20 protein-coding genes are annotated in these 22,817 nt (G+C 45.5%); 6 read left to right on the top strand and 14 right to left on the bottom strand.

All coding sequences use genetic code 11. The features are described from left to right. The first annotated feature begins 51 nt into the window (after positions 1-51). The 4 genes from nfuA (at position 52) to ACFI6L_RS07535 (ending at position 3,280) form a co-directional block, all read left to right on the top strand. Complete coding sequence (nfuA, locus tag ACFI6L_RS07550; protein ID WP_014951369.1) at positions 52-630, top strand: Fe-S biogenesis protein NfuA; 579 nt, start codon at positions 52-54, stop codon at positions 628-630. Between the two features lie 472 nt (positions 631-1,102). After that, positions 1,103-1,807 (top strand): aspartate/glutamate racemase family protein, encoded by a 705-nt coding sequence (locus ACFI6L_RS07545; RefSeq protein ID WP_014951371.1) that lies wholly within the window; start codon positions 1,103-1,105, stop codon positions 1,805-1,807. 87 nt (positions 1,808-1,894) lie between these two features. Then, a complete protein-coding gene (locus ACFI6L_RS07540) occupies positions 1,895-2,278 on the top strand; it encodes a VOC family protein (RefSeq protein ID WP_014951372.1) in 384 nt (127 codons plus the stop codon). A 285-nt stretch (positions 2,279-2,563) separates the two neighbouring features. Further along, entirely contained in the window at positions 2,564-3,280 is a 717-nt protein-coding gene (locus ACFI6L_RS07535; protein WP_239239001.1) for a class I SAM-dependent DNA methyltransferase, read from the top strand. Between the two features lie 95 nt (positions 3,281-3,375). On the opposite strand, the gene ACFI6L_RS07530 is transcribed toward ACFI6L_RS07535, so the two are convergent. Then, positions 3,376-4,722 carry an MATE family efflux transporter gene (locus ACFI6L_RS07530; protein ID WP_371342173.1) on the bottom strand — a complete coding sequence of 449 codons (1,347 nt, stop codon included), beginning with the start codon at positions 4,720-4,722 and terminating at the stop codon, positions 3,376-3,378. 121 nt (positions 4,723-4,843) lie between these two features. On the opposite strand from ACFI6L_RS07530, the gene ACFI6L_RS07525 reads away from it, so the two are divergent. Then, entirely contained in the window at positions 4,844-6,070 is a 1,227-nt protein-coding gene (locus ACFI6L_RS07525; protein WP_371342174.1) for a polysaccharide deacetylase family protein, read from the top strand. 79 nt (positions 6,071-6,149) lie between these two features. Here the strand turns inward: ACFI6L_RS07525 and ACFI6L_RS07520 are convergent, their stop codons facing one another. The 6 genes from ACFI6L_RS07520 to ACFI6L_RS07495 are packed head-to-tail and all read right to left on the bottom strand — an operon-like array spanning position 6,150 to position 10,749. After that, positions 6,150-6,737 (bottom strand): GNAT family N-acetyltransferase, encoded by a 588-nt coding sequence (locus ACFI6L_RS07520; protein WP_371342175.1) that lies wholly within the window; start codon positions 6,735-6,737, stop codon positions 6,150-6,152. A gap of 1 nt (position 6,738) precedes the next feature. Then, positions 6,739-7,383: an SCO family protein gene (locus ACFI6L_RS07515; protein WP_014977801.1), complete on the bottom strand. Its 645-nt coding sequence runs from the start codon at positions 7,381-7,383 to the stop codon at positions 6,739-6,741. Beyond that, positions 7,380-8,297: a heme o synthase gene (gene cyoE / locus ACFI6L_RS07510; protein ID WP_014980735.1), complete on the bottom strand. Its 918-nt coding sequence runs from the start codon at positions 8,295-8,297 to the stop codon at positions 7,380-7,382. Before cyoE ends, ACFI6L_RS07515 begins: the two co-directional genes overlap by 4 nt. Continuing rightward, positions 8,290-9,507: a COX15/CtaA family protein gene (locus tag ACFI6L_RS07505; protein ID WP_239217864.1), complete on the bottom strand. Its 1,218-nt coding sequence runs from the start codon at positions 9,505-9,507 to the stop codon at positions 8,290-8,292. The genes cyoE and ACFI6L_RS07505 overlap by 8 nt, the downstream gene beginning before the upstream one ends. Positions 9,508-9,512: 5 nt before the next feature. Next, complete coding sequence (locus ACFI6L_RS07500; protein WP_014951380.1) at positions 9,513-10,052, bottom strand: hypothetical protein; 540 nt, start codon at positions 10,050-10,052, stop codon at positions 9,513-9,515. Next, positions 10,045-10,749: an SURF1 family protein gene (locus ACFI6L_RS07495; RefSeq protein ID WP_239238992.1), complete on the bottom strand. Its 705-nt coding sequence runs from the start codon at positions 10,747-10,749 to the stop codon at positions 10,045-10,047. Before ACFI6L_RS07495 ends, ACFI6L_RS07500 begins: the two co-directional genes overlap by 8 nt. A gap of 45 nt (positions 10,750-10,794) precedes the next feature. Here ACFI6L_RS07495 and ACFI6L_RS07490 point away from each other — a divergent pair, with 45 nt between their 5' ends. Next, a complete protein-coding gene (locus ACFI6L_RS07490) occupies positions 10,795-11,004 on the top strand; it encodes a DUF2909 domain-containing protein (protein WP_039221374.1) in 210 nt (69 codons plus the stop codon). Between the two features lie 15 nt (positions 11,005-11,019). Here the strand turns inward: ACFI6L_RS07490 and ACFI6L_RS07485 are convergent, their stop codons facing one another. The 7 genes from ACFI6L_RS07485 to ACFI6L_RS07455 form a co-directional block, all read right to left on the bottom strand. Then, positions 11,020-11,913 (bottom strand): cytochrome c oxidase subunit 3, encoded by an 894-nt coding sequence (locus ACFI6L_RS07485; RefSeq protein WP_239238989.1) that lies wholly within the window; start codon positions 11,911-11,913, stop codon positions 11,020-11,022. 23 nt (positions 11,914-11,936) lie between these two features. Beyond that, a complete protein-coding gene (locus ACFI6L_RS07480) occupies positions 11,937-12,524 on the bottom strand; it encodes a cytochrome c oxidase assembly protein (protein WP_014951384.1) in 588 nt (195 codons plus the stop codon). 147 nt (positions 12,525-12,671) lie between these two features. Then, positions 12,672-14,300, bottom strand: a complete 1,629-nt coding sequence (gene ctaD, locus ACFI6L_RS07475) for a cytochrome c oxidase subunit I (RefSeq protein ID WP_014951385.1) — start codon at positions 14,298-14,300, stop codon at positions 12,672-12,674. 9 nt (positions 14,301-14,309) lie between these two features. Further along, positions 14,310-15,473: a cytochrome c oxidase subunit II gene (gene coxB / locus ACFI6L_RS07470; RefSeq protein ID WP_462573699.1), complete on the bottom strand. Its 1,164-nt coding sequence runs from the start codon at positions 15,471-15,473 to the stop codon at positions 14,310-14,312. A 582-nt stretch (positions 15,474-16,055) separates the two neighbouring features. Continuing rightward, a complete protein-coding gene (gene lexA, locus ACFI6L_RS07465; protein WP_014951387.1) occupies positions 16,056-16,682 on the bottom strand; it encodes a transcriptional repressor LexA in 627 nt (208 codons plus the stop codon). 112 nt (positions 16,683-16,794) lie between these two features. Next, positions 16,795-20,355: a COG1470 family protein gene (locus ACFI6L_RS07460; protein WP_462573698.1), complete on the bottom strand. Its 3,561-nt coding sequence runs from the start codon at positions 20,353-20,355 to the stop codon at positions 16,795-16,797. Between the two features lie 172 nt (positions 20,356-20,527). Then, positions 20,528-22,813, bottom strand: a complete 2,286-nt coding sequence (locus ACFI6L_RS07455; protein WP_342324175.1) for a sensor domain-containing diguanylate cyclase — start codon at positions 22,811-22,813, stop codon at positions 20,528-20,530. Positions 22,814-22,817 lie beyond the last annotated feature (4 nt).

Raw genomic sequence — 22,817 nt, 5'->3', positions numbered from 1 at the left:
CAGGTAAATTTGATACAATAATCCAAATTTCAAAATATGTAGGACTTGCTGATGATAACTATATCAGAAGAAGCCCAGGCTCACTTCGTAAAACTGTTGAGTAAACAAGAGTCTGGCACGAATATTCGTGTATTCGTCGTAAATCCGGGCACTTCGTCGGCTGAGTGTGGCGTGTCCTATTGCCCACCAGACGCGGTTGAAGAAACAGATACCCGTTTGCCATTTAATGGTTTCGATGCGGTCGTAGATGAAGAAAGCGCGCCTTATTTAGAGGAAGCGGAAATTGACTACGTTACCGATCAAATGGGCTCACAGTTAACCTTAAAAGCACCTAATGCAAAAGCGCGTAAAGTGTCTGACGACGCACCATTAATTGAGCGAATTAACTATATGATTGAGTCGGAAATCAATCCTCAGTTAGCGAGCCATGGTGGCAATGTTGTATTGACAGAACTGACTGACGATGGCTATGCCATACTTCAGTTCGGCGGCGGCTGCAATGGTTGCTCAATGGTAGACGTAACGCTTAAAGAAGGTATTGAGAAGCAAATGGTCGAGCAATTCGCTGGCGAGCTTAAGGGCGTGCGCGATGCGACTGAGCACCAAGCGGGTGAGCACTCTTACTACTAAGCGTAATATTGCACTTGCTTAAGTGCATATCTCGATAACTATCTCATGCTAAAGCAAGACATTCACAAAAGCTGGCAACGATTCAAAATAGGTCTATCTATTTTCGTTGTCGGCGTCTTGCTGTTGTTTACCTTAAGTGAACTTCATATCACGCTGCATTACCTGAGCCTTCTTATATTATTTGTCGGTTTCGCTATCGCCATGTTGGGTTACTGGGGAATTTTTATTCAGCGCTTTTCTTTTATGAAAAACAAAAAGCCGCCGCCTAAATTCTGATTACTTCCGGCTCTACGCCATATCTTCTTGCCCTATTCTTTATGTAAGCCAGTCGCTTGCACTCAGTTTTACCCATACGCCATACTCTACATTACGCAGCTGTCTCCCGTTCATTTATGTTCGCCTAGCGCTCGTCTCAGGTTATAGGTAGATTAGAGGTTGCGCAAAGTGCCTAACAAAATAAAAGGGAGCTGTGGTGAATACAACAAAGAAGCTGGGCCTGCTTGGCGGAATGAGTTGGGAATCAACGGTCAGTTACTATCAAGCCATAAACCGTGGTGTAAATGCTCGACTTGGCGGCCTTCATAGCGCACCGCTGATAATAAGCAGCGTTGACTTTGCCCACATAGAGCAGCTTCAGCATAAAGGAGAATGGGATAAAACCGCCGATATACTGATCCGCGAGGCGAAGCACTTAGAAACTGCGGGGGCAAAAGCCATATTAATTTGTACCAATACCATGCACAAAGTAGCAGCTGACATAGAGCAGAAGATCACTATTCCACTTATTCACATTGCCGACGCTACGGGGTGCGTGTTGCAACAAGATAGGGTTAAGAAAGTTGGGCTACTGGGCACCCGCTTCACCATGGAACAAACCTTTTATACATCCCGCCTTAAAGAGATTTTTGGCATTGAGGTTGTTACTCCAAATGCCCAACAACGAGACACGGTTCATAACATTATTTATGAACAATTATGCAAGGGCGTGATTTGTGTTGAATCCCGTAACGCGTATATTGACATTATAAATGAACTGGCGGCCGAGGGTGCTGAAGGCATCATTTTAGGCTGCACAGAAATTGCCTTATTAGTTCAACAACATCACACCAAAGTTAAGTTATACGATACTACCGCTATTCATGCTTCAGCTGCGGTAGATTTTGCATTAGCTCCCTAAAGCGTTAGCAAAGGGTAAGTAGCGAAACACACATAACCTAACTTTGATAAAAGGGAATTGGCCCTACTATTTTCAGAGGACACAGCTATGTTTAGCCACGTAATGATTGGTGCGAACGACCTTGAAGCATCAAAAAAATTCTACGATGCTATTTTAGGAGTATTAGGATACGAACCAGGCGTTTTTGATGAATACGGACGGGTTTTTTACTATACGCCGAAAGGTATTTTAGCGCTAACAAAGCCGATTAACGGAGAGGCTGCCACACACGGTAATGGCACCACACTCGGCCTTGCCGCTCGAACACCAGACATCGTTGATGAATGGCATAAAGTAGGAAGCGAGAATGGGGGCGTGCCATGCGAGGACCCACCGGGTATTCGAGGCAATGGGGAACGCCAGCTGTATCTTGCTTATCTGCGAGACCCAGCAGGCAACAAGCTCTGTGCCACGCACATCGTAAGAAAATAGCTCAAGTGCTGCCTGCTTAAATGATCACGCTCTTTTTGCAGGCTATTCACTTTTAGCTGTCTATTTGGCCCAAAGCCCTTTGAATAATAGCACTTTGAGTAATAGCGTTTTGGGTAATGCCTAGTTATGTCTACATATAAGCCCTAACCAAACGAAACTACATAGGTGTTACTGTCTGGCCGCTCAATATCCTAAACGGGTTTCGCCTTTTCTCTTCTTTGCACTATACATTGTTGCTAGATGAATTAACCTTGAACCAGTAAAAGCGCAGCTAACAGAGGGAATATGACACCTGAAGAAACTGGCAAGGCCTACGACACCATTACACACCTTTGGACTCGTCCTGAATTTAATCAGAAAAATGGGTTAACCGCCTACCAAAAAGCATTGTCATTTTTAGCGGACACCCCATCACAAGAGCCTGATACGGTGCCCAGCGAAGCGCTTGATAAGGGAGAAGCGCTTGGTAAGGGCGAAGCGAGCAATAAAGACAAACCAAAGAAACGAGGCTACGCACTAGACATAGGTTGCGGATGCACCAATCGTTTTGTTCCGATTATCGAAAGCGCAGGGCTAGCTTACGAAGGCATTGATGTTTCCAAAGATATGCTGGCCATTGCGACGTCCCAATTACCCGCTCATACCTTCTATTGCGCCGACGTGTGTACATTCACTATCCCCAAGCACTATTCGTTTATTAGCGCTTGGGATAGCTTTTGGCATATTCCCCTAACGCAGCAAGAGCCTTTGCTTAAGAAGCTAGTGGCTCACTTAGACGATGACGGAGTGTTGCTTTTTAGCTGTGGGGGTACAGATGAAAGCGGCCAACACACAAACGAAGTGATGGGTCCAGAAGTCTACTACGCCTCGCTGGGGCTACATAGATACATAGAAATATTGATTGAAGCAGGCGGGTTTGTTCGTCACGTTGAATTCGATCAGCACCCTGAACTACATACTATTATCATTGTGCAAAAAAGAACCGCGAAAAAAACACAGTAGCAAGAATAATACTGAATGATGCCCTAGAAAAACTGAGAGAGGCAGCGTGCTCAGCACGCCTTCCCTAAGTAAGGTCAGCGAAGCATTATAAAACTCTAGCTTTGCGGTATCGCTAGCTCACCGCGTTTATTTAACCGATAAAAGCTCCAAGCCAATGTCACGCCCCGGGCGAGCAAGAAGGCAAGAAGGGCGTACCACAGGCTGACATTACCTTGGTTTTTGGTGAGATACCAAACGGGGAAGTACACGCCTAGTGCACTAATTATCATGGTATTTCGCATTGCGCTGGCTCGGGTAAGGCCAACAAATACGCCATCGTACAAAAAACACCAATGCGCTAATAGAGGAAGTAATACCATTAAACCAAGATAAGGTAGCGCAGCTTTTACAATGTCACTATGTTCGGTAAGCAGCGCGATAATGGCCTCACCGCCAGCGAAAAATATCAAGCTATAAACAAGGGCAAAAATACTCGACCAGACTAACCCTTGGTAGGTGCGTCGTTTCACTTCGCTGCTGTCTGACGCCCCCTTGGCTTCACCCACCAGCGCTTCCACCCCATAGGCTATGCCATCAAGTCCCAATGCAATAAGAACAAAGAACTGCATGAGTATGGCATTGACGGCCGCCGACGTTTCCCCGTAACGTGCACCTTGAATGGTGAGAAACGCTAAGCAGCCCTGTAATGCTAAGTTACGTAATAGCATGTCACCGTTAAGCTTCATCAGTACCTTCCGAGCTGCACGGTTAAACCACGATGCACTCACCGCGACACCGCCAACGCGCTTAAACGCCACCGCTAGCGCCATTATAGCCATGGTATACTCAGCGATAACACTGGCCAGCGCCACGCCAGCTACAGACAAACCAAGCTCGAACACAAACACTACATCGAGTCCCGCATTCAATAAATTTCCCACAATTTGAATAGCCATGACGCTGCGCGTTTTTTGCTGCCCTACTAACCATCCAACTAATGCCAGATTAAGCATGGCAGCTGGTGCGCCCCATACCCGCGTCGAAAAATAGTCTTGAAGATGCAGGGCAACTTCACTGTTTGGCTGAGTTAAAGCTAAACCTATAGACAAGATAGGAGATTGAAGAGCAAGTACCACAGCCCCCAGCACTAGAGCAACCGCCACCGTTTGCCACAGCACTTTTGCTGACTCTAATGTATTGTTCGGTGAGCCTTTAGCTTGTGCACTCAAGCCTGTTGATGACATGCGAAGAAACCCGCACACCCAGTATATTTGCGTTAAGATAAGTGCGCCCACCGAAGCCCCTGCAAGCATGGCTGGTAAAGACATGTGTCCCAAAACCGCGGTATCCACCAAACCTAATAGAGGCGTAGTAATATTCGCTAAGATCATGGGAAGCGCTAACGCCAACAGACGGGAATGGTCGTCAAAAAAGGAGCGCTGAGTTAGTTGGGCAGGGGACATAAATGATCTCAGTAGGGGTTAATTTCGCTATATACTATCAACCTATGCAGCGGCATAAGTGAAATGCGTACCAGCTTGACCATGTATAAGATTGGCCAAGTCGCATTATTTGGAGTTTACCATGCTATTGAATTTGATTAGGCACTCAGTGGATGATGATATGAAAACCAACAATGTAATTCAAAATAGAACGACGAGTCGTACGCGTTTGAAGATCTTATCTTCAATGCTTGCGGGAATTTTCAATGTTTTGTTGGTCTCACCTAGCATTGCTTCAAGCTCAGATGCAAACCCTGTTGCTGATGCGACTTCCACTACAAAGGAACAAAGTGGTAATAACATCGACTCTAGTGTGAGCACCTCGCCTAACGCCGCCATTTTGCTTTATCACCATGTGTCGTCTTCAACACCAGCCAGTACCAGTATTTCACCTGAAGCCTTTAAATCGCACATGGAATACTTGGACGCACACCACACTGTTGTTTCGCTTCAGGACGTTGTTTCTGCGATACAACACAACACTACACTGCCAGAAAATGCAGTTGCGATTACGTTTGACGATGGCTACGCAAACATTTTAGACAATGCTCACCCAATACTGGCTGACCTAGGTTTTCCCTATACCGTGTTTATCAACCCTGATGAAATCGGCGTAGGTCCTAAGCAGCTAACATGGGAGCAAGTTATTGCTATGCATAACGATGGCGTTGTTTTTGCCAACCACACGCTAGACCACCTTCATATGCTAAACGGTGAGCAGGAAATGGGAGAACGCGCATGGTTAGAAAAAGTATGGCAAAACGTAGCACGTGCTGAAAAGAAGATAGAAGATAAATTAGATATCAGTTTTAAATATTTAGCCTATCCATTTGGCGAGTACAATACGGCGCTCGCTAGGAAGCTCAAAGCTGAAGGTTACATAGGATTCGGGCAGCATTCCGGGGCTGTGGGCCCATCTAGCGACATGCAGGCACTACCGCGCTTCCCCGCGGCCGGTCCTTACGCCAATTTGGCAACGCTAAAGACCAAGCTTAATAGTCTTGCCATGCCAGTGACGCAAAGTTCACATAAAGACCCTCGTATGACAGCGCGAAACCTGTCATCGCCCATTAGTTTAACGATAGACAGTGACGATGTTCGCCTTACACAAGTAAATTGTTTTTTCGGCGGCGACCCTATCGAGACTAGCCTAGAAGAAAATGTGCTTACGTTTACCCTCGATGAAACGCTTCCAGTAGGACGTTCACGTGTGAATTGTACAGCACCGTCTAATGCGCAATCAGGGCGTTATTATTGGTACTCTACGCCTTTCTTTGTGGCAGATGAGAACGGCAATTACCCAGACTAGGGCATGTCGATAAGGCACATCTAGGCTTGAGCGCGAGCGCATATCGATTGGGCTCGCACTTATATAAGGAAACGCTTACCTATACAGGTTTAGAAAATCGAATAAAACCTTTATTTATCGACTCTTCCTCAAAACTATGACGCTGATAGAAACGAATGGCTGGCACGTTCGACACTTCAACATCTAGTACCACTTTACGTTTGTTCAGTTTTTCTGCTCGCGCTTGCATAGCATCTACCAGTATCGTTCCCACGCCCGTTCGACGGGCACTTTCTTCAACAGACAGATGGCCTATCATGAGTTCGGTATTAGTAGGCGGCGTAAGATTGATGGCCACGGTCTGATTGCGCATGAGCACTGTCATAGCCTCATCGAGGGTAAAGTACGATGTGATGCTATCAAGGGTCGCCCTATCAAATGTTGCACCAAGTTTGCTGTGCCAAGAGGTCACAACACCGAGTACTTCGTCGCCGCTACACGCCACCCAATGATTCTTAAAGCCATATTGCCCGCCACCGAGCTCCCATGCATGAGACAGGTAGCCCTCAGCTGTTTTATTTTTATTTTGTCCAAAAATAGACGTTAACAAAGACTGCGCCGCATTCAATATAAGCGGCGTAGTTTGCGCAGCATCAGATGCCACACCTTGCCTTATTTTGATTTCCATATTACTGCTTCGAGATTATTATTGGCATATCAGCCAATATTTGCTGGGAATCACTTATCGATAGCTTTCCTGGCTCTCTTTTTGGTTTGAATCTTCCTATCACCCTAGCTTCAGGGTCGACAAGTACGACAGATGCACTGTGATCAACTAAATAGTTGGGGTTATCGGTACTTTCAGCAATGGCATACATCATTCCTAAATTACGTACAAACGGGAATAGCGCCTTGTGCTCTCCAGTTACGGCAATGAACTCCTCATTAAAATAGCTCACATACTCTGAAAGTCTTTCAATTGAATCGCGATTTGGATCAACGGATACAAAAACAATTCGAATAGGTTCGACACTATTTAATGCTTTTAGTTCAGGATATATGCCGTTCAGTTCAGCCATGGTAGTTGGGCAAATATCGGGGCAGAAGGTATAGCCCACAAATACTAAGCTCCACTGCCCTTCAAGCGACGAATTATCAAACACTTCACCTTCATGAGATGTAAGTGAAAACGGTGATAATGCTCTCGGCTCTGGGTAAGTCTGAAAGTATTCAGGCTGACTTTCAACATTTGGGGGCGCGATATACAGCGCCCCTACGATGCCTGCACATAGCGCTAAAAATGCAACAAGGCCGACGGTAGTTCGTTGATTCATAAACTCAGTGGTATGTAGTGATCTAAGAGTAATACGACAAACAATACCATGAGATGAATAATTGAAAACCTAAAAGTTTTCATTGCAGTTTGTGGCTCTGCATCGAATTTTAACTTTAATGCATAGTATAAAAACCCAATGTTAAGCACACTTGAGCCAATCAAATAAATGAGATCGCTCATGCCTGTAAGATAGGGCAGCAAACATACAAGCCCCAACAATACTGTATACAGCAACACTGACGTTTTCGTAAATGACACACCGTGGGTTACCGGCAGCATGGGCACCTTCGCTTTGGCGTAATCTTTTTCTCTATGAATAGCGAGCGCCCAAAAATGCGGCGGCGTCCAGGTAAAGATAATCAGCACTAAAAGCAGGGCATGGGCATGTATTTCCCCTGTAACCGCGGTCCAACCTAGAAGCGGTGGAGCAGCCCCTGCTAAACCGCCAATCACGATGTTTTGCGGTGTCGCTCGCTTTAAATACATCGTGTAGATAAACGCGTAGCCTACTAGACTTGCTAAGGTTAACCACGCGGTTAGCATATTCACAAAAAGAGCTAACACTACAAATCCAACCACACCTAAAACGCCTGCAAACCACAGCGCGTTGTTTACGCTAACCTTGCCTTTTGCGACGGGGCGATTAAAAGTACGCGCCATCACACTATCTATCTTATGGTCGACAACGTGATTAATAACCGCAGCAGACGCAGACAACATACCAATACCCAATAAGCCACAGATAAGTACGGTTGCGTTTACCCACGAAGGCGTAGCTAAACACATGCCTACTAACGCGGTTAACAGCAACAACATGACGACATTAGGCTTAGTCATTTCATAGTAATCTCGCCACGTGACTACATTGTGCTGACGTGAAGTGCGCGCATGTAAAGAGACCGATTTAGCCATGGAAACCTCCTGGAGCTTTAGGGAGAATATGAGAAGACGTTGACGCGTTTAAAGGGTCGTGCAAAGGCGCTTCGTGGATGCTAAATGCACCTGCACCCTGCAGTGGTTTCGAACCTGAGAATGAGCCTGTATTTCGTTTTTCTGTACCGAAGACGTTATCGTTTTCTAGTGCCAAAAATACGGTAAAAATGAGGTTGAGTAGGGAGAGAAGTAACACGGCTGCGACCGCGTTATGCATTACAGCGATAGCCAGTGGCAGCATAAAGATAATGTTGCTAAGTCCTAATGCCACTTGCGTGCACAATGCTACCAACATAAACGCACCCACATATTTTTGTTTACTTGTGGTGTAGCGGCTTACCAACACACTTATACCTAGTGCTAGCAAGTATAAAAACGTGATGACCGCGCCGAACCTATGCACTATGTGCATGGTAACTCGTTCGCCGTAATCGTGAGCACCAAACTCATAGTTGTCTGCATCAGGCACACTGAATGCACCTGCCAAATCAATTCTTTCCTGCCAACCGCTTTCACAGACCGGCATTTCCGTACAGGCCAACGCAGCATAATTGGCAGAAGTCCATCCACCAAGAGCAATCTGGGTAACAAGCACGCCAAGCCCAATGAAGGCGAAAAGTTTAAGGTTTCGTTGAAAGACTTTGGCTTGAGGTAAGTCGGTAATATCCTGATCATGCATAGCTGACGCTATGGGCGCTTGTTTAGTTTTCGATGCATCGCCTGCGGTGTTGCGCAAGCGGAGGTAGAGAATAAACAGGCAAGAGAGTACAGAGAAGCCCCCCAGCAAATGCCCCATAACTACGACGGGAAGCAGATTGAGCGTCACGGTCCACATACCAAGTGCTGCCTGGAAGATAATAAGCCCCAGCAGTAACAGAGGTAATTTAACGGGCATTCCTTTGTCGCGCTGCCGAATAGCAATAATGGCAATAGCCAGAACACACAGCCCCAGCGTTCCTGCAAAATAGCGGTGAATCATTTCATTCCACGCCTTAAACGCCTCAACTGGACGTTCGGGAAAAGCAGCGTTGGCTTGTGCCACTTTTTCCTCACTCAAAGGCACGGTTAAATTACCGTAGCATCCAGGCCAGTCGGGGCATCCTAGCCCCGCGTCGGTCAAACGCGTATACGCACCGAGAATAATAACGACCGCCGCCAAAAAAATACTGAATAGGGTTAATTTTTTCATGGCCATTATCCTATACGCGATAATTTTAGGAGCTTTCTCATATCTGCCAGCATGTTGCGGCTTTCCATCACGGCGTCTTTTCTATCGTCTTTAATGTCGTAAAAGAGCATGGCGTTATTTTGCGTATCAACAATATAAACACTGCTAGAGGCAAGCGCCGTTGGTGTAGTAACGGGTAAGGTTTCGACAAAAGGGTAGTCTTCTAGCGCGGCTATCGCAGTTTGGTCGCTTGAAGCGGTAGTAACGACCACTGCTTGAGCACGGTCCGATTCTTTACCTAGCGCAAGCCACACTTGGTTAATGCTAAAAAGTGCGTTCTCGCACACTGCGTCACATTTACTTGGCATCACATACAACAAACGCCATTTAGGTTCCGCGTTTTCTAAAAGCGCACTCATGTCGATGGTCGGCGCGAGCAGCTGACCTTTATTTGTCGCGCCTTTAGTAAACCAATCGTTATCAAGTGCGAGCTTTGCCAAAACAACAGGTAAAACAAACACGGCTACCATAATAATTAATGTTTTTTTCGAAGCAGCATTACTCATAACTACGTCCTTTCTTACTAATTGCAAAGCCGCCAATGGCTGCAGCGGCAATAGCTAAACCAAACCATTGAACTGCATAGCCAAGGTGCTTTTCAGGAGACATTACGACGGTCTGATGTTCACGAATAAACGCGGGGTCAGGCGTGGTAAGGTGAAGAATAAAGGGTAAAAGTTTGCGCTCTAAGGCGTTGCTTAGTGCAGGGAATTCTATGTGTTGTACCAGCGCGGGGCTTTGCGACAAAGCCATGTTGGTTTCTTTCACTAAGGGGTTGTTACCCGGCACGCTAAGCACGCCGATTAATTCGCGCGTTTGGCTTGTAAAACTTATATCCGGTAGCGTGCGCGTTAAGTCTGGCGCAGGCACCCAGCCAAAGTTAACCAAGAGCCACCCGACATTGGTATTTACCGGTACGATGACATCGAAACCCACCCGCTGATTGTGAATCTGATTATCTAATAGCAACACATGGTTAGCGTCTATTGCGCCGCTGAACGATACGGTAATATCCCGAGGATCATCATGAGACAACGCCTCTTCTAAACTCAAGGTTCCATTACTTTGCTTTTGCGCTATGCTAGCTAAGCGTTGTTGCTTTTGGACCATGCGATCAAGTTGCCAGTACCCTAAACCGCACATAATCGCCACACTAAAGCCCGTGAGTAACCAAGGAATAACGTGGCGAGTGCGAGAAAACATGATTATTTCGCACCATGCAAAATTAGAATAAAAACAGAGGTGAATATGTTGATAAAAATAGTCCTTGTTGCGTTGGTGCTGTACATGATTGTGAACTTGTTCATGGCGATGCGAATCATGATGAAAAACGACACATCAAAAGGGCCTATGAGTAAGTACATTGGTCGACGCGTGCTCACTTCTGCCGTCATTGTTATTATTATTCTTATCGCTATTGGTACCGGTTTAATTACCCCAAACCCAAGGCCTTACTGAGTTTGGGGATTCCTTTTAAAGTACGTAAACAAAGATGTAGAGCATGACCCACACTACATCTACAAAGTGCCAGTACCAGCTCCCCGCCTGAAACGCGAAGTGGTTTTCAGGCGTGAAATGGCCTTTCAAGACCCTAAAAAACAGTACAATTAGAATGATGGTGCCAAGGGTCACATGCATGCCGTGAAACCCTGTGAGCATAAAGAAGGTGTTGCCGTAAATGCCTGACTGAAGCGTAAGCCCCAAGTCGCGATACGCATGTATGTACTCTTCTACCTGTAGGAACAAGAACCCACATCCAAGTAAGATAGTGATACCCAGCATTAGGGTTAGCTGTTTGCGTTTGTTTTGCTCTAGTCCCACATGAGCGAAGTGCAGTGTAATAGATGAGATAAGCAAGATAACCGTGTTGATTGTGGGCAACCCCGCAGCACTCATTTCCTGTGTGGAAGTGCCGCCTGGCGTTGACACCAGCGGCCACATGGCCTCAAAGGTCGGCCATAAGACCTCATTGGTCATAGCGTTGTTCGATGCGCCGCCCAGCCACGGAACGGAAATAAATCTCGCGTAGTAGAGGGCGCCGAAAAACGCAGCGAAAAACATCACCTCTGAAAAGATAAACCAGCTCATACCTTGTCGATATGAACGCCCCAGCTGATCGCTGTAAAGCCCTGCCATAGATTCGTCTATTTGATTTTTAAACCAACCTACAAGCATAACGAGCAATACTGCTATCCCCGCTAAAAGGATATGACCGCCATAGCCTGTTTCACCTTTGGTTGCTTGCACCACATAATTGCCCGCACCTACGGCGATAAGAAATAGAGCAACGGCCCCTACGATGGGCCATGGACTTTGTGCGGGTACATAATATTTTTGGTATTCGTGATTCTGTACTTCGGGTTGCATTTTCTTCTCCTTACCCCTTCGGCCTATTCGCCATTTGATGGTGTTGAAGCCATAAAGGGATTCGGTGTTGTCGTTAGGTCACTGGCTCGCGCTGTGACGTCATAGAGTGTGTACTGCAAGGTAAAAAACGTAATTTCTTCAGGTAGCTGAGGGTCTACATAAAACTGCATGGGCATATAGGCTTCACTACCCGCATCTAATGGCTGCTGATTGAAGCAGAAGCATTCAGTCTTGTTCAGGTACAGTGCTGCCGTTCCGGGGGATACAGAGGGAATGGCCTGAGCTACGATATTGCTTGATGCAGGGTTTCTCACATAAAACGATACCGTATTAAGTTCGCCAGGGTGCACTTTCACGCGCTTGGTTTCAGCACGAAACTCCCAGGGCATACCGGTATTTGTGCGAGTAATAAACTCGACGGTCACTTCTCGCGACTCATCAATCTCAACCGATTGATAAACCGCAGCCGTGCCTTCGGTTTTTCCGTTAATTCCCGTAACGTCGCAAAATACGTCGTACAAGGGAACAAGGGCAAAGCCGAAGCCAAACATGCCAATGACAATAGCAACAAGTTTAATAACCATCTTGTTGTTTGCGCTTTGCTGTGACATCACGTGACCTCCGGGTAAATCCATAGATGAAGGTTGGTAAACGCTTGTTTAGTCGTTTATCTCCCTCACCACCTGCAATGTGTGAATGTCATTCCCATCGGCTTTTGCCGGTTGAAAGGAATGACCTATTCACAACTCCACCTACCGTTACTTAACGACAGGTGGCGTTTCAAACGTGTGATAAGGAGCGGGTGATGGAATTTCCCATTCCAATCCTTCTGCGCCGTCCCAAACTTGCGCTGATACCGGCTCACCTTGCTTTTTGCATGCCTTGATAAGCAGGGCAAGAAAGATGAGCTGAGATAAACCGAATGCAAAACCACCCAGGCTTATCCATTTATTAAAATCAGCGAACTGCAATGCATAGTCAGGAATACGGCGTGGCATACCAGCCAAACCCACAAAGTGCATAGGGAAGAACAACACATTGACCGATACCAGTGAGCACCAGAAATGCCATTTAGCTAAAGCTGTGTCATACATTTTTCCCGTCCATTTAGGCAACCAGTAATACACCGCAGCCATGATGGAAAAGACCGCGCCAGTTACCAGTACATAGTGGAAATGGGCTACAACGAAGTAAGTGTCGTGATATTGGAAGTCCACGGGCGTGATCGCCAACATTAGCCCTGACAACCCACCAATGGTGAACAGCACAATAAAGGCAATAGCGAACATCATTGGCATTTCAAAGCTCAGTGAGCCGCGCCACATGGTCGCTACCCAGTTAAACACTTTTACGCCAGTAGGCACCGAGATAAGCATGGTGGCAAACATGAAAAACATTTCCATGTACACCGGCATGCCCGTGGTGAACATATGGTGAGCCCACACAACAAAAGAGAGCAGCGCAATCGACGCCGTGGCGTAAACCATAGACGCGTATCCAAACAGCTGCTTTCGAGAGAAGGTAGGAACAATTTGCGAGATAATGCCGAAAGCGGGCAAGATCATAATGTACACTTCAGGGTGCCCGAAGAACCAGAAAATATGCTGGAACATAACCGGGTCGCCGCCACCAGCAGCATCAAAAAAGCTCGTGCCAAAGAACTTATCAGTTAACACCATGGTAACCGCACCGGCGAGCACTGGCATTACCGCAATCAGCAAGAATGCCGTGATAAGCCACGTCCATACAAACAGCGGCATTTTCATCCAGGTCATGCCTGGCGCACGCATATTAAAGATGGTCACAATCACGTTAATCGCACCCATAATGGATGAAATACCCATGATGTGAACAGAGAACACAAACAACGCTGTCGAATCGCCACTGTAAGTCGTTGAAAGGGGCGCGTAGAAAGTCCATCCAAAAGCAGGGCCGCCGCCTTCCATAAAGAGCGAGCTCAATAGAATGAGAAAGGCACCTGGTAAAATCCAGAAGCTCCAGTTATTCATGCGCGGTAACGCCATGTCAGGGGCGCCGATCATCATGGGAATAAGCCAGTTTGCGAGCCCAGTAAAGGCTGGCATTACTGCACCAAATACCATGATAAGCCCGTGTACCGTAGTCATTTGGTTAAAGAAGTTTGGCTCTACAATTTGTAGACCGGGTTGGAATAGTTCAGCGCGGATCACCATGGCCATCGCACCACCAACTAAAAACATAATAAAGGCAAACCACAGGTAAAGTGTGCCTATGTCTTTGTGGTTAGTGGTAAACAACCAACGCGTTATCCCTTTAGGAATATGATCGTGGTGTTCATGGTCATCATGTAGGTGACCGTCATGAGGCGCAGAGGTATCTGGCGAAATAACTTCAGTTGCTTTGCTCATTGTCTGCTCCTAGTTTCCGTTTGCCACTGCGTTGACATCTTTGGCTTGAACCATATCGCCAGTTTTATTGCCCCAGGCATTTCGCTCGTAAGTGACTACGGCGGCAATTTCCTTAAGACTTAGCATTTTTCCAAACGCTTGCATGGCTGTTCCTGACTTTCCATGCAGCACGATGTCAATGTGACCTTGCTGATCTTCTAGTGCCATCTTGCTGCCTTTTAATGCCGGGAACACGCCAGGTAAACCTTCACCATTTGGCATATGGCAAGCAGCGCACGTTGCGTTGTATACTCGCTCGCCCTCTTTCATCAGTTCATCCATAGACATATTCATAGAAAGTAGACGCTGCTCTTCTTCTTTTGCTTTACGAACAATCTCTTCTTGTTCGCCCATCCACTTTTCAAACTCGGCGGGTTCTTTAGCAATTACCACAACCGGCATATAGCCGTGGTCTTTACCACAAAGCTCTGCGCACTGTCCGCGATAAATACCCGGCTCATTCACCTTGGCCCAAGACTCGTTAATAAAGCCGGGGTTGGCATCTTTTTTCACGGCAAAGTCAGGAACCCACCAAGAGTGGATAACGTCGTCAGAAGTAATAAGAAAACGTACTTTTTTACCTGTGGGAATAACCAGAGGGCGGTCAACTTCAAGCAGGTAGTTATCTGTTTTCTGGAATTTGTTCTCTATTTGCTCGCGCTGAGTGGCGAGTAAAGAATAAAACTCTACATCGCTATCCATGTACTTGTAATGCCATTTCCATTGAGAGCCTGTTACTAACACCGTCATGTCAGGCTCAGACGTGTCTTCCATAGCAATTAGAGTATTCGCTGCGGGTACCGCCATGAAGATAAGAATAAGGAAAGGAATAACGGTCCAAGCAATTTCAACCTTCACGTTTTCGTGAAAATTAGCTGGCTTGGCGCCACGGGACTTTCTATGTAGATACATTGAGGCGAACATCACGCCAAAAACTACAACCGCGATACCTACACAAATGAAGAACATCAACATATGGAGGTCGTATACCTGCCCACTGATGTCGGTAGCACCGCGTCTCAAATTAAGCGAAGAGGCTTCTTCGCTTGCTTCTTGCGCAAAAAGCAAAGGGGAAAAAAGCAAAATTGGTATACTAGAACACCATTTTACGAAAACGGTCGTTAGTTGTTTCACTCAGCACCTCCGTAATGGCGTGGTCAAAGACGCTGATTAATTTGCGCGATGCCCTACCAAATGGTTTGCGAACGATTGACCCATAACCTCAACTTGTAAAACAAATTTAGAGCCATTGTTATTATTTTGTTAATCTCTGTATAAGAATTGCGCAATAATGTCGTGCCGTCTAGTCTTTTCTATTAAAAATTTAACGAAGTGGTTAATTTTTAATCATTTACTAAAATGGTCGCGGGGGATTTCACGTGCAAAAAGAGAAAGCCATTGCTGTGAGATGCCCTTGGAATCAAACAGGCATTTTGAACACGGGGTTAAAGTAAATGCTCGACTAACTAGTTAAGAAATCAATAAGTAATCGATTACTCAATGTCGATTTCAAACAAAATTCAAAATAAAAAATGGAAAATACTTGAAGCATTCATAGAAAGAATAACGTGAGTAATGATAAAAATAAGCGCGCAGAAAACCAACAGGTTTGCTGGGCAGGATAAAACCTAAGTTGGCAGATTGAGGAAAAAAACAGGAACAAAAGACATAAAAAAAGCGGCTAACGCGCCGCTTTTATACAAACAAGCTAAAATACTACATCCAGTCAGCGTTTCTGATCACACCCACCGCAATGCCTTCTATCGCAAAATGTTCAGTCGCCAAATCAACTTTTATTGGTGCAAACTCATCATTCTCAGCATGAAGCAATACTTCACGCCCGCGTTTCTCTAGACGCTTTACGGTGACGTCTTCATCTACACGCGCCACAACCACCTGACCGTTGTGTACATCAGTGGTGCGATGAACAGCGAGAAGATCACCGTCTAAAATACCAATGTCTTTCATGCTCATACCGTTAACGCGTAGCAAAAAGTCGGCATGGGGTTGAAACAGTGCAGGATCGACTTTGTAGTGCGATTCAACATGCTCTTGCGCCAAGATCGGCTCACCGGCTGCAACACGCCCAATTAACGGTAGGCCTTCTTCTTCTTGTGCGTCGTTATCAAGAGGGATATTGAGCTTAATGCCACGAGACGTACCAGGCAAAATTTCAATCACGCCTTTACGCGCCAATGCTTTCAAATGTTCCTCTGCTGCATTAGCAGAACGAAAGCCAAGCTGACGGGCTATTTCCGCACGAGTAGGCGGCATTCCCGTTTCTAACATGGTTGTTTTAATAAGTTCTAAAACTTCGGTTTGTCGAGCTGTGAGTGGGCGCATAAAAGACCTGTCTGTTCATACAGTTCCTGTAAGTATATACACCTAAAACTAAATAACAAGCACTTGCCGCGTCTTTTGCGATCTGCAATAGCCTACGACAAGTGCTTTCCTCTTATTTTACGAGAAGAGCCATGTTCGGGTTACTAATTTGTAACTCCAGCTCCCCATCACTATTTTGACGTGTGCGCATGCCTTCAACATTATCGAGCCCAAGTCCAGGGCTTTGCCACACCACATTGCCTTTATTATCAACCTCAACCACGCGATATGCGATGCTGTCATAATAATTGTACGAATAGTCATTCTCGTTAGGCTGGTAGATAGCGAGAATCGACTGATTAGACGACGTCGTTGGAACAGCCGCTATATACTGAGGGTAGAATGACGGTGCTATAGCGTCTTTGAGTTCTAATGCATCGCTCGCCACGTCATAAACATTGATGGTGTTGTAGTTTCTATTTAAACACGCAAATTCAAGTTCGCTATCACTATCAAAATTTACCGTGAGCAATTGGTCACAATTGGTTTCCAATTCATTCAATCCAACAAATTCACCATCCTGCATTTTATAGAGCTTGAGCGAACTATAGCCCCCAACAGCAAAATAATGCACACCGTCTTTTTCAGAGGCAGCAAGCGCATTAATTGAAAAATCGTTAATGATTGAGTCGATAAGCACCTGATTCTCGATATCAAACGCTTTAAGTCGATTGTTCTCAATAATAACTGCATCGGCGTAACTGTCGTTATTTACGTCAATGGCTTCAATAAACGAAATTTCACTATTCTGATTATTGTTCAGTGTCCACTGAATAGCGTTATCTGTAAGTCTCACGACATTAAACGACGAACTATAATCCAGTGCCCCTATTAGTAACTCACCCACACCGTCATTGTTGTAGTCTGTAACGACCGGTTTGCTATAGTTATAGACATCTTCGCCAACCTCAGCACTTATCGCAAAGTTATCCTCTTTATCTACCGATAAAATCTGAATAGATGATTCGTAACTACTTGTATCGCTAACAAAGACGGCTCTTTCATCATTATCGCCATAAGGTGCCCAACCCGCGGCATGATATCTACTCGCGCGCGGCGCACCTTTTATATCTGACAAGGCATATTCACCGTTGGCATCTTGTTGCGCTACTAAAATTTGATTATCACCAGTCCAAATAATGTCGTCCACATTGTCATTGTCTAAATCGTCAATGAGAAGTGACATGCCACTGTAAGTGTTGTGGTTAAGAGCCCACTGCTCAGAGATTTGTCCCGCTTCTAATGCAAAACCTCTAACTTGTCCCCACTGACACTCGGAGACAACCACTATTCCTTCTGTAGCTGGGCTTTCTTTACTATAGGCGATATCACAAATGTCTCCATGTTCCGCCGTTGCCAAACTGCTTTTCGATACTGCTGAGTAGATTGAGATATCATTCCAACTATCGGCACCGATGATTTCATCTACACCATCGTTATTCATATCACCCAGCACAACAAATGCGTCGCTGAACCCGCTACCGTATAGCCATTGGTTGGCACCGCTTTCGATATCAAATACATAACCATTGTTCGTTACCATTTCTATCGATGCGTCATCATCTACGTTACCAAAAGCAAGGTTATTGACGCCGTCAATATCGTACTGTTGCAACTGCTCACCTGTGCGAACATCTACAATGGCAATAGAAGTCGCATTGTAATATTCGCTCCCATATAAATAAGCAACTTCATCAACTCCGTCACCATTGATGTCGTAAAATAAGCCAGAAATAATACTATCTTCAATAATAAACACCGCTTCTGCGTTACTTTCGCGGTCTTTTATTACAGACAATCCCTGTTGAGTAAGAAGGTAGATTTCATCATTATTGTCACCATCAACATCTTGGGTATGCACGCTTCTAATTTCGCCTTTAGTTGGCAGTTTATACGGATACACATAGGTATTTTTAAGCGTATTGCCTTCTAGCGAAAATCCGCCCACGTTGCGAGCATTTACCGTGATAAGTTCACTTACACCATTGGTCGAAGCAATAGCAAAGCCGTGATTATAAATTGGTGTCATCACAGTAGTACGAGCATAAGCCGGGGCCTTGTCCGCATAAGAAGTGATTTCGAGCGTTTGTTGGGATTCAGTTCCGTCTAAGCTAGCGAAACTAAACATATAAGTTTGAGCGTTGAAAAGTTGATTCGCAGGTACATTCCAGGTCATCAGACCTTCCGCATTTAACGAAGCACCGGGAGGCGCTGAAATAAGCTCTCCCGCGACGTCATCGTCAACTCTGTCTGGGTCACTCATCGATACGGTAAACTCTACGTATCCGCCCGCAGTTACTACTTCAGGCATATTCGATGCAGTGAGCGTCATAGGAGAATTGCCGATCTCAACGAAAGTAGGCTGGGATTCAACAACGTTAATACCGTCTGACACCACCATGGTAACTTTAACTTCATCACCGAAGACTGCGCTGTAAGGTGGCAGCGTGGTACCATTAACATCGTCAAGGACTACACCATTTACATACCAGCGAAACGAAATCACCAGCTCTGAGTCGGGAGTATCTGAATCATGATAGTAGCCAGGCTCAACGGTGACTTCATCTGTGGTATAGACAGTCTCATAGGCATAGTAATAAGGCTGATTCACTACAGGAGGTACGGATATCGCATCGATATCTGAAAGCGCAAGGCCAGTATGATTTCCGCTGGCAAACGCTGTTAGATTATTAAAGTATACACCTACATCGTAAATATCATCGCCGTTGTTATCTTCGCCATAGCGAACAGCGCCATCAATAACGTCAATTCCAGCCGTTTTATCTCCTTTTACGACCAGCGAGCCAGATGACGAATAGGGAAGGTCGCCCTGATCAGAAGAATATGCAAAGTCCAATTTGCCTTTAGACGCAATGTAGATTGAACCATTAAGTTCAGACACGAAGGTGTTGTTTGTCACCCCTTCTGCTGATGTGCCACTGACCTTGTAAGTTTCACCATTGTGCGTGACAGTAAGATACTGCCTCGTCTCTTCATAAAACGTACCTGTTTGTGGGCGGTAGCGAAAATCAACACTTAAGTAGCCTTTTAATGTTGTGCGCACGCCACCGTCTAGCATAGACAAAGTAGTGAAATAAGACGTTACTTCGGAGCTGTTTTCACCTGCGTCAGTAATAACTAGCGAAAATTGTCCGTCATACCGAGTGGAGTCGTAATATTGAATGCACTGATCATAGTCTACAGTAATCGTTCCTTTACCCGTGTCTTCATCAAGCTTACCTGAGTATGTTACTGATCCTGATTCATAGCACTCGGTCGTACCTTCAACGTTGCCGTTCTCATCTAGGAAGGTGTAGATATCATATTGATCTACATAGGGTGAGCCACTTGTATTGTCACCAAAGAGCGTGATGTAAACCTCTTGTACTGCGCTGATATCCACAGTAGAGACTTTCGTTTCTCCACTGTAGTTCGCATCAGCATAGGTGGTTGCCGCCGAGTTTAGTCGTGACTCTGAGTAATCTAAAGGATTTGATAAAATTTCTAGTGCTGTCGGCTCAGGTGGAGGTGGTGGGTTTGTAGGTGGAGAAGAATCAGAGCCACCTCCACCACCACACGCAGTTAGAGCTAAAAGAGAAAAAAGGCCAGAAAAACCCAAGCGCGAAGTTTTCATACATCGTCCCTGATTTAAAAGGCATGTCGGCTTTTTAGTTAAAAGCTCAAAACAAGCCTAATTATTAAGTTTAATAAAATATTCGTTTTTTATAACTTAACTTTATCAATCTAGCAACAGCGCCTTGAGCGTATACGCTTATATTTAATGTAGGCGAAGCCACGTACTATTATTATTCATCCCATACGACTTGGTTTCTGCCCTGCTCCTTGGCTCTGTACAGCGCCTTGTCAGCAAGCGATAAGAGGGCGCTGAAATCCGCCTCAAAGGTGTCTTTGATAAATGTTGCGCCAACGCTGATCGATAAATTCATCGTGTCTGTCTTGTAGGTCACCCTTCCTTCTTCAACAGCAATGCGCAGTGCTTCTAGCTGCCTATGGATCTCTTCTTTCTTGTCACCTATCATGACTATTGCAAACTCTTCTCCTCCTAATCGAGCCACGACATTTGGCGTTTGATTATGTTTAGCTATTTTTCTCGCAACAGCAATAAGCGCCTGATCTCCAGCATCGTGACCGTAGGTATCGTTTACTTTTTTGAAGTGATCAATATCGACGATAGCAACACATCCACGACAATGTTGTTTTGAAAATGAGATGCACTCGTCAAGGAACGCGCGTCGGTTATAAAGGCCCGTTAAAGAATCAGTCATCGCCAAATGCCTAAGCTTCTCTTCAGCAACGGCTCGGGCTTCCTCAAGCTCTACTGCGTAGAACAAGCCAGCCAATGCATCTAAAAAGGGCTGTAGAAACTCAGCATCTTCGTCAGTGTAGGTATCAAACTTATTCGCTAAACCGACCATTCCCACTACTTTATCTTTCACTTTTATAGGTAGGCCTAAAAATCGGCTAATGCGCGGATGACCGTGCGGAACACCTTTGGAATTAGGGTGACTGTTTGGCGCATTACTAATGGTAACTTCTCCCGTTAAAATTGAGGTTCCAAAAAGGTTGTCGAAGTTACTAAAGTAGAGGTTTCGTTTTTTGTATTCTGCATATTGAGAAAAGCTACTGTTATCCCAAACAATTTCAGAAATCGCATGAATGAAAAGTCTAGATGAGCTACCGGCTCCTTTCATTTGGCCGACGAAGGCAAACTGGCTATCTGAGATATCTATGAGTTCGGCCAATACGGACTGACACGCCATCGTCAAGTCATTGTTTTGGAGATATGATGCCCGGGTTTTATTGATAAATTGAAGGAGCTGGGTTTTCTTTCTCTCATGCAGTTCGCTTTCCATTCGTTGCGTTATATCTCTATGAATACCTGCTATACGAACCGGCTTACCTTGGGCATCTGTCTCAACGGTTTTCCCATAACTTTCAACCCAAACCCAAGAGCCATCAGTGTGTTTCATGCGAAATGTGGTGTTAAAGACTTTGCTCTTACCAATTAGATGCATGTTGAGCTGCTTTTCAACTTTGACGTAATCCGCGGGATGAATGAGCTGTCTAAAAAAGCGGGAGCCACTGTCATAGTATTCATACTCAAGACCAACAATGTCGCACCAGCGCTTGTTGACTTGATTAACATCGGCGGCCAAGTTCCAGTCCCATGTTCCTAACTCTGAAGCCTCGAGTAATAAACGCATCCGCTGATTGGTTTTATTGAGCTTGTCTTCCACATACTTTTGGTCACTAGTGTCAAACAAAAATGCTTGAACCGAGTACAACATGCCGTCTTCGCGAAAATTTGCCGTTGATATCATGCTCACCCAAATAGTACGCGTTGGCGTCCTTATCTGAAGACGGCAGGTGTGCGTTTCCACACCTTCCATGTGGGCCTGCATAGCAAAGGTAAAATCACCCTCCGCCTCCTCAGACAGCACCTCACTCAATGCCACCGTTCCAGTGAGCAAATCTTGGGGTGAAACTCCCAATACACGCTCACTATTTTTCGAGATATACACCAGCCTCAACGACGTATCATAGCGCCACGTTGCCAACACAATAGGAGACTTTTCAATAAGCCCGTGCTCGCGTTTAAGCGCTTCGTGTTCTCTTGAAAGCGAAATATGCTGACTAACCAAAGCACCTATTCTCTCTAAAACTTCTAAGTGTTTTGCGTCTATTTCTCTTGGCACGGTATCAATTAAACATACGGCACCGATTACCTGATCATTTATCTCGATCGGCGTTCCTGCGTAGAAACAAATGTGAGGTTCTCCGGTGACGAGAGGATTATGCATAAACCGTGGATCTTCTTGCGCGTTGCTAACAACCACCTGCTTGCGCTCTTCAACAACGTGACTACAGAACGCATGTTCACGAGTGACTTTAGAAAGAGTGGTTCCGTAGTGTGCTTTAAAGGTTTCTTCAAACTCTCCGACGACGCCAATGAGTGCGATCGGCACCTTGTATGCCTCTGCGAGCACCATCATTAAATCATCAAGATCTAGCGGCACTTCGCTATTGAGCATAAAGTCATCAATTGTCTTTAACCGGCTTTGATCATCCACTACT

The organism is Alteromonas sp. G4i35 (assembly GCF_054960375.1).
The sequence above is the reverse complement of the archived record's forward strand: the minus strand, read 5'-3'. Positions and strand labels throughout refer to the sequence as shown.

Bases quoted from the DNA above. Each gene is read 5' to 3' on its own strand.
- ACFI6L_RS07460 (WP_462573698.1), bottom strand. From the start codon at position 20,355: ATGAAAACTTCGCGCTTGGGTTTTTCTGGCCTTTTTTCTCTTTTAGCT.
- ACFI6L_RS07520 (WP_371342175.1), bottom strand. From the start codon at position 6,737: ATGGAAATCAAAATAAGGCAAGGTGTGGCATCTGATGCTGCGCAAACT.
- ACFI6L_RS07485 (WP_239238989.1), bottom strand. From the start codon at position 11,913: ATGCAACCCGAAGTACAGAATCACGAATACCAAAAATATTATGTACCC.
- ACFI6L_RS07495 (WP_239238992.1), bottom strand. From the start codon at position 10,749: ATGTTTTCTCGCACTCGCCACGTTATTCCTTGGTTACTCACGGGCTTT.
- ACFI6L_RS07535 (WP_239239001.1), top strand. From the start codon at position 2,564: ATGACACCTGAAGAAACTGGCAAGGCCTACGACACCATTACACACCTT.
- lexA (WP_014951387.1), bottom strand. From the start codon at position 16,682: ATGCGCCCACTCACAGCTCGACAAACCGAAGTTTTAGAACTTATTAAA.
- ACFI6L_RS07515 (WP_014977801.1), bottom strand. From the start codon at position 7,383: ATGAATCAACGAACTACCGTCGGCCTTGTTGCATTTTTAGCGCTATGT.
- ACFI6L_RS07480 (WP_014951384.1), bottom strand. From the start codon at position 12,524: ATGTCACAGCAAAGCGCAAACAACAAGATGGTTATTAAACTTGTTGCT.
- ACFI6L_RS07490 (WP_039221374.1), top strand. From the start codon at position 10,795: ATGTTGATAAAAATAGTCCTTGTTGCGTTGGTGCTGTACATGATTGTG.
- ctaD (WP_014951385.1), bottom strand. From the start codon at position 14,300: ATGAGCAAAGCAACTGAAGTTATTTCGCCAGATACCTCTGCGCCTCAT.
- ACFI6L_RS07530 (WP_371342173.1), bottom strand. From the start codon at position 4,722: ATGTCCCCTGCCCAACTAACTCAGCGCTCCTTTTTTGACGACCATTCC.
- cyoE (WP_014980735.1), bottom strand. From the start codon at position 8,297: ATGGCTAAATCGGTCTCTTTACATGCGCGCACTTCACGTCAGCACAAT.
- ACFI6L_RS07525 (WP_371342174.1), top strand. From the start codon at position 4,844: ATGCTATTGAATTTGATTAGGCACTCAGTGGATGATGATATGAAAACC.
- ACFI6L_RS07540 (WP_014951372.1), top strand. From the start codon at position 1,895: ATGTTTAGCCACGTAATGATTGGTGCGAACGACCTTGAAGCATCAAAA.
- ACFI6L_RS07505 (WP_239217864.1), bottom strand. From the start codon at position 9,507: ATGAAAAAATTAACCCTATTCAGTATTTTTTTGGCGGCGGTCGTTATT.
- nfuA (WP_014951369.1), top strand. From the start codon at position 52: ATGATAACTATATCAGAAGAAGCCCAGGCTCACTTCGTAAAACTGTTG.
- ACFI6L_RS07500 (WP_014951380.1), bottom strand. From the start codon at position 10,052: ATGAGTAATGCTGCTTCGAAAAAAACATTAATTATTATGGTAGCCGTG.